The sequence below is a fragment of the Okeania sp. genome, from assembly GCF_983059655.1.
Genome location: NZ_CEZPJD010000314.1, coordinates 1 through 8,820, shown reverse-complemented (window position 1 = coordinate 8,820; position 8,820 = coordinate 1). Strand labels below are relative to the sequence as shown.

Below are 8,820 nucleotides of genomic sequence, written 5' to 3'. Positions count from 1 at the left end.
CCCTAACTTCCAATACCGCAGCACTACTTGTCACAATTAAACGTAAAGTTCCTAGTTGTTCGCAAGCTTCTAAAAAATCTTTTAGATTAGTAGTCATAAGTACAGAAATATTATTGAATTATCTTTTCTTTTATAATTTTAATACCCCGCCGTCAACGGTGCTTAAAATTATTTGGGGTTTGTAGACACGCAGTGGCCGATCATTGACTATCCATAAGCAATTTTCCCTTCTGCCTCCACCTTTCAAAGGCAGCAGGGCTGTTTCATTCTAAATTTTGACGTTTCTCTCAAAGCCTGATGGGAAGGCAGTTATAAGCAGTTCTACTTCAGTGAAGTGAAAAGTCAAATTTTCATCATAAATTAAAAGCCTCCATCCCCGTATCTCCGTGTCTCCGCGTCCCCGTGTCTATAGAGAATGAGTCCTACTGGGGGGTAGGGGGGAATGCCTTCTGCCTTCTTCAATTTTCATACTGCTCATAAGCAGCAACTATTTTCTGTACTAGAGGATGTCGTACCACATCTGCTTGAGATAGTTCACAAATAGCAATACCCTCTACATTTCGTAGAATTTTCATAGCAACTGCTAAACCAGATTTTTGACTCAAGGGTAAATCTGTTTGAGTAATATCTCCAGTTACCACCATTCTTGAGCGAAAACCCAAGCGAGTTAATACCATTTTCATCTGAGCAGGAGTGGTATTTTGAGCTTCATCAAGAATCACAAAAGAGTTATTCAGAGTTCGACCTCTCATATATGCTAAAGGGGCAACTTCAATAGTGCCTTTTTCCATCAAAGTAGTAACTTTTTCTGGTTCGATTAATTCATAAAGAGCATCATATAAGGGTCGCAAATATGGGTTAATTTTCTGTTGCAGATCCCCTGGTAAAAATCCTAATTTTTCTCCAGCTTCTACAGCAGGTCTCGTTAAAATTAAACGTTCATATTGGTTATCTAAAAGTGCTTTAACTGCTAGAAGTGCTGCCAAGAATGTTTTACCTGTGCCAGCAGGGCCAACACAAAAAGTCATATCGCGGGTACGGATCGCTTGTACATATTTTCGTTGGCGGAAAGTTTTAGCACGAATTTCTAACCCACGACGAGTCTTAACAAGAACATCTTGTTGAATTTCTCGCAGGTCATCTTGACGGTTAGTATCAATGGCATGGCAAGCAGTGAGAATTTCTACTCCAGTAATGGTTTTACCTTCTTTCCAGAGGCTTTCAAGCGATCGCACAATTTTTTGACATCGTTCTATTTGAGTAGCAGTGCCACCGATCGACAATTCTTGTCCACGCATTACAACATTTGCCCCTGTGTGTCGTGCCAGTAGTTTAATATTTTCTTCCTGATAACCAGAAAGGGCGATCGCGCTATCAATAGTAGGCAGCTCTACTCTTACTGTCTCTGTCATGCCAAGATATTTCTCTGTTCCATATTTGCTAAGACCCTCTAACAAATATTTTCTGTTTCTTCCTCAAAGTTCCAGCATTAGCTAGCTCACAGGCTCTCAAAATTTTTGGTGGTGGGGAAAGGAAGCGATCGCAGACTGCCAAAAACAAATTTTTTCTATAGGTTTTCCAAATAGGGAACCATCTATCTACTTCGATCAATAATTGACCCTCCAATTTTAGAATAATTAAAGTAATGCCCCACTATCCCTAATCAAAGTTTTAGTGGTGGCATTCCGATCATTTTTACCTCATTCCATTGTCATCTCGTTTATACCTAATTGGACTTGGAGTCGTACTACGAGTACGGGATACTCTTTGTCTACTGTAGGATGGGTTCCTAATTGGCATAGCCTTTCTCTCATAAGTCCCTTCTTCTCGATTGCTGTAAGAGTAAGAAGGAGAAGGGCGTGGTGTCTCTGAATGATTTTCGTATATCTCCAAATGCACGGATTGACCTGCTGTTTGAGCTAATGCTGCTAACACAGTACGAACTGCTTGGATATTACGTCCTCCACGACCATATACTCGTCCTTTTTCAAGCTCGTCAAAAGCCAGACGAATCCAGGCTTTTGCTTGCCGAGGATTTACTTCACAGTCCACTCGTAAAGATTCTGGTGACTCTAGAAATGGCTCAATTAAACATTTCACTATTTCCACGTAATCAGGATTAACTGACTGAGAATTATTATTCTGATTCAGTGGCAACTGCTGTTTGAGTTGACTCACTTTCACTGGTTTGGCTGGCTTCGGTATTGGCAGTTTCTTCGCTGGGTTGGGTATTGGTAACGGCTTCTGTCGATTCTGCATGGGAAACTGATACGTTCTCTTGGGTGTTAATTCCGGTTCTTGGTGATTCAAGGACATTGGCTTTTCTCAATATGTCACGCACTGTTTGTGTTGGTTGAGCACCTTGTTCAAGGCGTCTGGTAATTCCTGGTACATCTAGTCTAGTTTCATCTGTTCTGGGGTTGTAAAAGCCGAGTTCTTCTAATGGACGGCCATCACGTCGGGAACTGCTGTTCATTGCTACTATCCGGTAGCTAGTCTCCCGTTTTTTTCCATATCGCTTTAATCGCAGTTTGATCATTTCGAGTTATTATACTCCTGTTTGGAATTGTAAGCTATTATTTTGACATCTCCGGGGGTTAAAACACCCTGGATTCTGTGTAAAAAAACACTGCAAAGGGGATAATCCACTTTTGCTTCCAGCCTGTCAATAGACTTCTAGACTCCTCGGGGTAGACAAAAATCTACCTGTGAGCTTACTTTCAGAGCAGATTTTTACTTCGCTTTATTACCCGCGTGTCGTTATTCAACCAGGGGATAAATCCACTTGGCTAAGTCTCTCCGGTCATTTTTTATGTTTCATGGTAACGAAGTAAAGTATTAGGCATCTTTAATGTCAAATTTATAGTTTGCCACTAGATATTTTAGAACTCTTACTACCTGCTACCGCATTCTTAAAGTTGCCCAAAGCCCTTTTTCTTTTTCTGCTTCTTTTTCTTTTTGCCACCACCCATACCGGGGTAGTTTGGCATTCCTGGAGGTGTTCTACCTCCTAGCGTTCCTGGCATTCCCATACCTGGCATACCTGGCATTCCCATGCCTGGCATTCCTCCTTGGCCCATTTGTTGCATGAGCGATCGCATTTTTTGGAAGTCACTCACCAGTTTACTAACATCTTTTTCAGCATAACCTGAACCACTGGCAATACGTTTTCGTCGGGAAGGAGATTTTGCTAAAAGTTCTGGGTTTTGGCGCTCTTGCTTTGTCATTGAATTAATCATAGACTCACAGCGCTTTAGTTGAGTTTCTCCCTGTTGCAACTGATCGTCACTCAATTTATTCATTCCTGGGATTAATTTCATAATTCCTCCCAGAGAACCCATGTTCTTCATCAGTCGCGTTTGCTTCAAGAAGTCTGTAAAGTCAAACTTAGCTGAGAGAATTTTCTCTTGCATTTTTTCTGCATCAGCTATGTCAAACTCTTCCTGAGCTTTTTCTACCAGGGTTAGTACATCTCCCATCCCCAGAATCCGAGAAGCCATCCTCTCTGGGTAGAAAGGTTGTAGGGCTTCTACTTTTTCTCCCACCCCCACAAACTTTATTGGTTGGCCAGAAATTCTACGTACTGATAAAGCTGCCCCACCTCTTGTATCCCCGTCCATTTTTGTGAGGATTGCCCCTGTAATCCCAATTTGATCGTTGAAGGTACGGGTCAATGTTGCCGCCTCTTGACCTGTCATTGCATCTACTACTAGCAATGTTTCCAGTGGCTCAACTGCTGCTTTAATTTTGGCGAGTTCCGCCATCATCTCTTGGTCAATCTGTAGCCGACCTGCTGTATCTATTATTACAGTATCTATGCCTTCTGTCTTTGCTTTCTCAACTCCTTTTTGAGCTATTTCTACAGGATCTATATTTGTGCCTAATTCAAATACAGATACATCTATCTGTTTACCTAGAGTAACTAGTTGGTCTATAGCAGCAGGTCTATAGATATCAGTCGCAACTAGCAAGGTACTTCTATTTTCCTTCCGTAGATGTAAGGCCAATTTAGCTGAGGCAGTGGTTTTACCTGTCCCTTGTAAACCTGCCATCAAAACGACAGTTGGTGCTTGTTCAGCTTTTGCTAGAGGAGAATTGGTTTCTCCCATGACACGCACCAGCTCATCGTGGACTATTTTGATGAACTGTTGATCTGGCCTTACTCCTGTTAATACATCTGCACCTTTAGCTGTAGTGCTAACCTCGGCTATAAAATCTTTTACAACCTGTAAGTTAACATCTGCCTCTAATAAAGCACGACGGACTTCTCGTAGGGCTTCTTGGATATTGGAGTCTGTTATTTTACTTTGACCCCTTAGTTTTTTCCAGGCGACTTCTAAGCGGTCGGCAAGGGCTTCAAACATAAAGCAATTTCAGCTAGCTAGTAGTAAATTTTATTATATATCATCTGAAAGTTTTTTGATTTTTTTCCCTAATTTTTTTTCTAATTATGCAATCTAAAGCATTCTTCTATAGACAATTAGATTCTGTTCAAATTTTATTGATTGCTGCTTCAAAGTTCTAAAAACATATCTGTTAACTCATTGCTTTTTCTCTCTTACAACAACCTCATCCTTTGTTCTTAACCTAATTTCTTATTCTCATAATCAAGGGGAGTTCTAGGGATATTGGGTCTGTGTTATCAATACTATAGATACGTAGCAAATTTAGCGCATATTATTTTTTTTTCACATCTGCAATTTTGAATATCTCTGAATATTTTTTTTATCTCTGAATATTTTTTTTATAGTGTATGTCTATGTATATTTTTTAGCAAAGCAACTATTGTGCGATCGCCAATCGTTTAACAATCTATTTCTTCAAAACCACAGAAATAAATTTTTCTTAAATTTAAAGCCTACTTAGTAGATCTTAATTTATTTCTTAATTCAGTCTACTAAGACTATCATAATATATATATTCTGTCAATAGTCTCAATATGATGGGATTTAAACCATAATATTACTAACATACCAGTAAATCTTTGTCCAGTCCCAAACTTACTTGTCCAGATATATGAGTTTTACATTGAATTTGATGGCCAATCATTAAAAAATCCGTTTGGGTTTGGTCAACATAATATTATAGATTTCACAGATACATAAAATAAATATTCAAAACATCAGGTGCAAAAAATATGCATACTTCTAAACAAAAAATTACAGATAAAAATAATAAATGTAATACAAAAGCTTTACCAGGAAAAACTTCTGCCATCCCAAATGATCAAAACACTGAGGGTATAAATATAGACCAACTATTGCAAGCTCTAACATCTCAGCTATCCCATCATAATCAAGTCGAGCAACTAAAAATTTGTAAACAAATAATAGAGCGACTGGAAAATTTTCCACACCATAGCAGAATATTAACAGCAATTGTAGAACCAAGTAGCCTCAGCATTAAATATGCCAATCATGCTTTTTGCCAGCTAATGGGAATGGATCGGCTAGATGAAATAGAATCAAAGCAAAACATTAAGCTCAATGAGTTGGTAAGTGATTGGGAGAAAACAGAACTAGGAAAAATTTACCGCCTGCAAGTTTTGCACTGGGTACTCAGAGAACTTTATCAAATAGACACAGCAAATCTACAATTTCAAAATTATTCGATCATATCAACCATTAATTGCCCACAAAACTCAGAACCAAAATATATAGAATTCTGGTTTTGTTGCGAGCAACAAAAAGTACAAAGAGTTGGCAAAACTGTAGACGATTTTACGGATACCAATCTCAAATTAATGTCAACATCTGAACAAATAGATTGGCTAATACAACCGGGAAATCTAGAAATTTTAGCCCAACAGTTAAAATTGGAAAATTTCCAACTTGAGGGTTTGTGTTTACTCGAAGGCTTAGATGTAACTATTCAAGAACAAAAACGAAGACTAACTCAACTGTTAGTGGAACCAGAATCATTGATGCAGCGAGAGAAATTTCAGCAAATAGATAAATTAATGCGAGCGCTTTTCCGGGCAGATGATATGATTCTACTGCGCAATGAAGGAGAAAAACAACTAAAATTATTTATCGGCAGCGAGTATATAGCAACAAGTAACTATCCTGGACTATATTCCAAACAGTGTCTACAGGATTCTCCGGTATTAAAAACTGCTAAAGATAATCAAATTCAGAATATTCCTGACTTAAAGATACATTGTCAAACTGAGTGCGAACAAAATCTGTATCAAAAAGGAGTCCGCTCCTTGTTGCTAATTCCTCTAGTAATTAAAACTTCCTGCCCACAAGATAGTTCTGGACTTCAAGCAGTATTGGGAATAATCGGATTAACCAGCAAGCTCCCCAACAATTTTTATCCCTCTGATTACAAACACGCTCAGGAACTTATTTCACCTTTGACTACTGCGGTTCGTCAAACAATTCAACAACGGTTCACAAATATTCGTAATATTCACCCGTCAGTGGAATGGCGATTTTTGCAAGAGGCAGAGCGGCGTAGTTGGGGATTACCGCCAGAAACAATATTTTTTGAAGATGTATATCCTCTTTATGGTATCTGTGATATTCGTGGTTCTTCTACCGAACGTAATCGGGCAATTCAAACCGATCTACTGACACAATTTTGCTTAGGGTTGACAATTGTTGAAAGTGTTTCTCAAATAAAAGATAGTGCTTTTTGTCAGCAACTACGACAAGATTTGTTGGCATATATTAAGTCTCTAGAAGAAAAAGTATCAGTGGATAGTGAAATTACAGCACGAGATTATCTACATTTACATTTAGAAATTTACTTTGATTATTTTGTGAAATGTGGAGATGCTGCCAAAATTGCTGTAGAAGCTTATCTAGCTGCTTGTGACAACGAACATCATAGCGTGTATCAAGCTCGCGATCGCTATGACCAGATGTTGCAAAAAATTAACTACCATCTTCAAAGCACTTGGGAAGAATGGCAGAAGCAGATGCAGGAAATTCTACCCCACCATTGCGATTTTGAGGCTACTGATGGCATAGATCACATGATGTATGTTGGGAAATCCATTAATCCTAAATTTAGTCAATTTCATTTGTGTAGTTTACGTTACGAGCAACTACGAGCAATCTGTGATTGTGCTAGAACAATTTTGCGCCTGAGAGCTGAATCTGAGGAAGTAACTTTGGGAGTTGTACATCTGATATTAGTGCAGAATTCTACAATTGATATTTATCACAATGAAAGTACAGAAAGATTGTTTGATGTTAGAGGTACTCGCGATATTCGTTATGAGATTGTTAAAAAGCGAATTGATAAAGGTGTGGATCGGGAAACAAAGGAGCGGATAACTCAACCAGGAATGTTGACTGTGGTTTATTCTACTGATGAAGAGTGGCAAGAATATCAACAGTATTTCCGTTATTTAGTTCGTGAAGGTTGGGTAGAGGATAAAATTGAGAGTGGTTGGGTTGAACCTCTACAGGGAGTAAGTGGTTTACGGTTTGTTCGAGCAAAGGTACTGTTGCCTGAGGAGGCTACATCTAGTAAGTAGGCATTGCATAGTGTGGTAGTAGGGGAGTAGGGGAGTGGGGGAGTGGGGGAGAAATTGAAAAATATATACAGCGTATTTCATATTAGTCAGGTACACCACTCGCGGGCAAGATGCCCACACTACAAACACTTTACCATTCTTATGTGTACCTCATTTACCTGAAATCTGTTGTATCTTCACCATTACGCAAGAATGACTCAAGTTAGCATAATGTTTAATAATAAAATCGGTTATATTCCCTCAGATTATTTATATAAATATGATATCCCCATCGATACAGAAACGATATTAAAAACCCGTCAAGAAAGACACAAAAAATTATTTGAAACCTCTACTCAAAAGTATTACGAAGCAGTACAGACAGTTGCAGATATCAAAAGTGATTTTTTCGACTTTTCCGGTGCAGCGATAAAAGTCGGTCGTGCTGAGGAGCTTTCCCTAGAGCAACAACAAAGGTTTCATAACAGTTTGCAAACATTTTGTCCTTGGAAAAAAGGTCCGTTTGAACTTTTTGGTATAACCATTGATGCTGAATGGCGTTCTGACTGGAAATGGGAGCGTATCTTGCCACATATTAGTTCTCTGAAAAATCGTAAAGTCGCCGATATTGGCTGCCACAATGGTTATTTTATGTTTCGCATGGTAGCTCAACAACCAGAATTAGTTATTGGTTTTGAACCTTTTGCCAAACATTTTTGGAATTTTCAACTTATTCAAAATATTGTGCAACAAAAAATGCTGATGTTTGAATTGTTGGGGGTTGAACATATTCACTATTACTCCCAATTTTTTGACACCATTTTCTGCTTGGGTATTCTCTATCATCACACCGATCCCATTGCTTTATTACGCAAAATGAGACAAGCTTTAGCACCCAAAGGGGAAATTATTATTGACTGTCAAGGTATTCCTGGAGATTTACCAGTAGCTCTCACACCTCGGAAACGTTATGCTCAAGCACGAGGTATTTGGTTTCTCCCCACTCAGTCTTGCTTAGAGAATTGGATAGGGCGAGCGGGGTTTAGCGATCTTAATTGTTTTTTTGCCGAACCTTTGTCAGTGGTAGAGCAACGGCGCACTTCTTGGGCAAATATTGATAGTTTGTCAAATTTTCTTAATCCTGAAGACCCTTCGTTGACAGTTGAGGGTTATCCTGCACCTTGGCGCTATTACGCGATCGCTCGTAAATAATGAGCGGGGGAGTGTTCAACAATTAATAATTAATAATTAATAATTAATAATTAACAATTACCTCTCCTTACTCCCTACTTCCTATTCCCTACTCCCTTTAGCAATTTTTTTGAGTGTAGAAGCTCGATTTGCTAACCGGA

At 38.8% G+C, this 8,820-nt stretch carries 6 protein-coding genes and 2 pseudogenes; 2 read left to right on the top strand and 6 right to left on the bottom strand.

Going from position 1 to position 8,820, the window contains the following annotated elements; genetic code table 11:
• The 6 genes and pseudogenes from AC3DU7_RS17690 to ffh all read right to left on the bottom strand — a co-directional run.
• Positions 1-97 (bottom strand): annotated as a pseudogene (locus tag AC3DU7_RS17690) (ChuX/HutX family heme-like substrate-binding protein); the annotation flags it as partial.
• 361 nt (positions 98-458) lie between these two features.
• Positions 459-1,412, bottom strand: a complete 954-nt coding sequence (locus AC3DU7_RS17685; protein WP_488040633.1) for a PhoH family protein — start codon at positions 1,410-1,412, stop codon at positions 459-461.
• Positions 1,413-1,440: 28 nt separating this feature from the next.
• Positions 1,441-1,611 carry a hypothetical protein gene (locus AC3DU7_RS17680; protein WP_488040632.1) on the bottom strand — a complete coding sequence of 57 codons (171 nt, stop codon included), beginning with the start codon at positions 1,609-1,611 and terminating at the stop codon, positions 1,441-1,443.
• Positions 1,612-1,695: 84 nt separating this feature from the next.
• On the bottom strand, positions 1,696-2,178 hold the full coding sequence (locus tag AC3DU7_RS17675; RefSeq protein ID WP_488040631.1) for a KH domain-containing protein: 483 nt from the start codon (positions 2,176-2,178) through the stop codon (positions 1,696-1,698).
• Between the two features lie 91 nt (positions 2,179-2,269).
• Positions 2,270-2,539: pseudogene (gene rpsP, locus AC3DU7_RS17670) on the bottom strand (30S ribosomal protein S16); the annotation flags it as partial.
• Positions 2,540-2,912: 373 nt separating this feature from the next.
• Positions 2,913-4,364 (bottom strand): signal recognition particle protein, encoded by a 1,452-nt coding sequence (gene ffh, locus AC3DU7_RS17665; RefSeq protein ID WP_488040630.1) that lies wholly within the window; start codon positions 4,362-4,364, stop codon positions 2,913-2,915.
• A gap of 773 nt (positions 4,365-5,137) precedes the next feature.
• On the opposite strand from ffh, the gene AC3DU7_RS17660 reads away from it, so the two are divergent.
• Together AC3DU7_RS17660 and cmoB are read left to right on the top strand one after the other, a co-directional pair.
• Positions 5,138-7,489, top strand: coding sequence for a GAF domain-containing protein (locus AC3DU7_RS17660; RefSeq protein ID WP_488040629.1), 2,352 nt, complete (start codon positions 5,138-5,140; stop codon positions 7,487-7,489).
• A gap of 192 nt (positions 7,490-7,681) precedes the next feature.
• On the top strand, positions 7,682-8,680 hold the full coding sequence (gene cmoB / locus AC3DU7_RS17655) for a tRNA 5-methoxyuridine(34)/uridine 5-oxyacetic acid(34) synthase CmoB (RefSeq protein WP_488040628.1): 999 nt from the start codon (positions 7,682-7,684) through the stop codon (positions 8,678-8,680).
• Positions 8,681-8,820 lie beyond the last annotated feature (140 nt).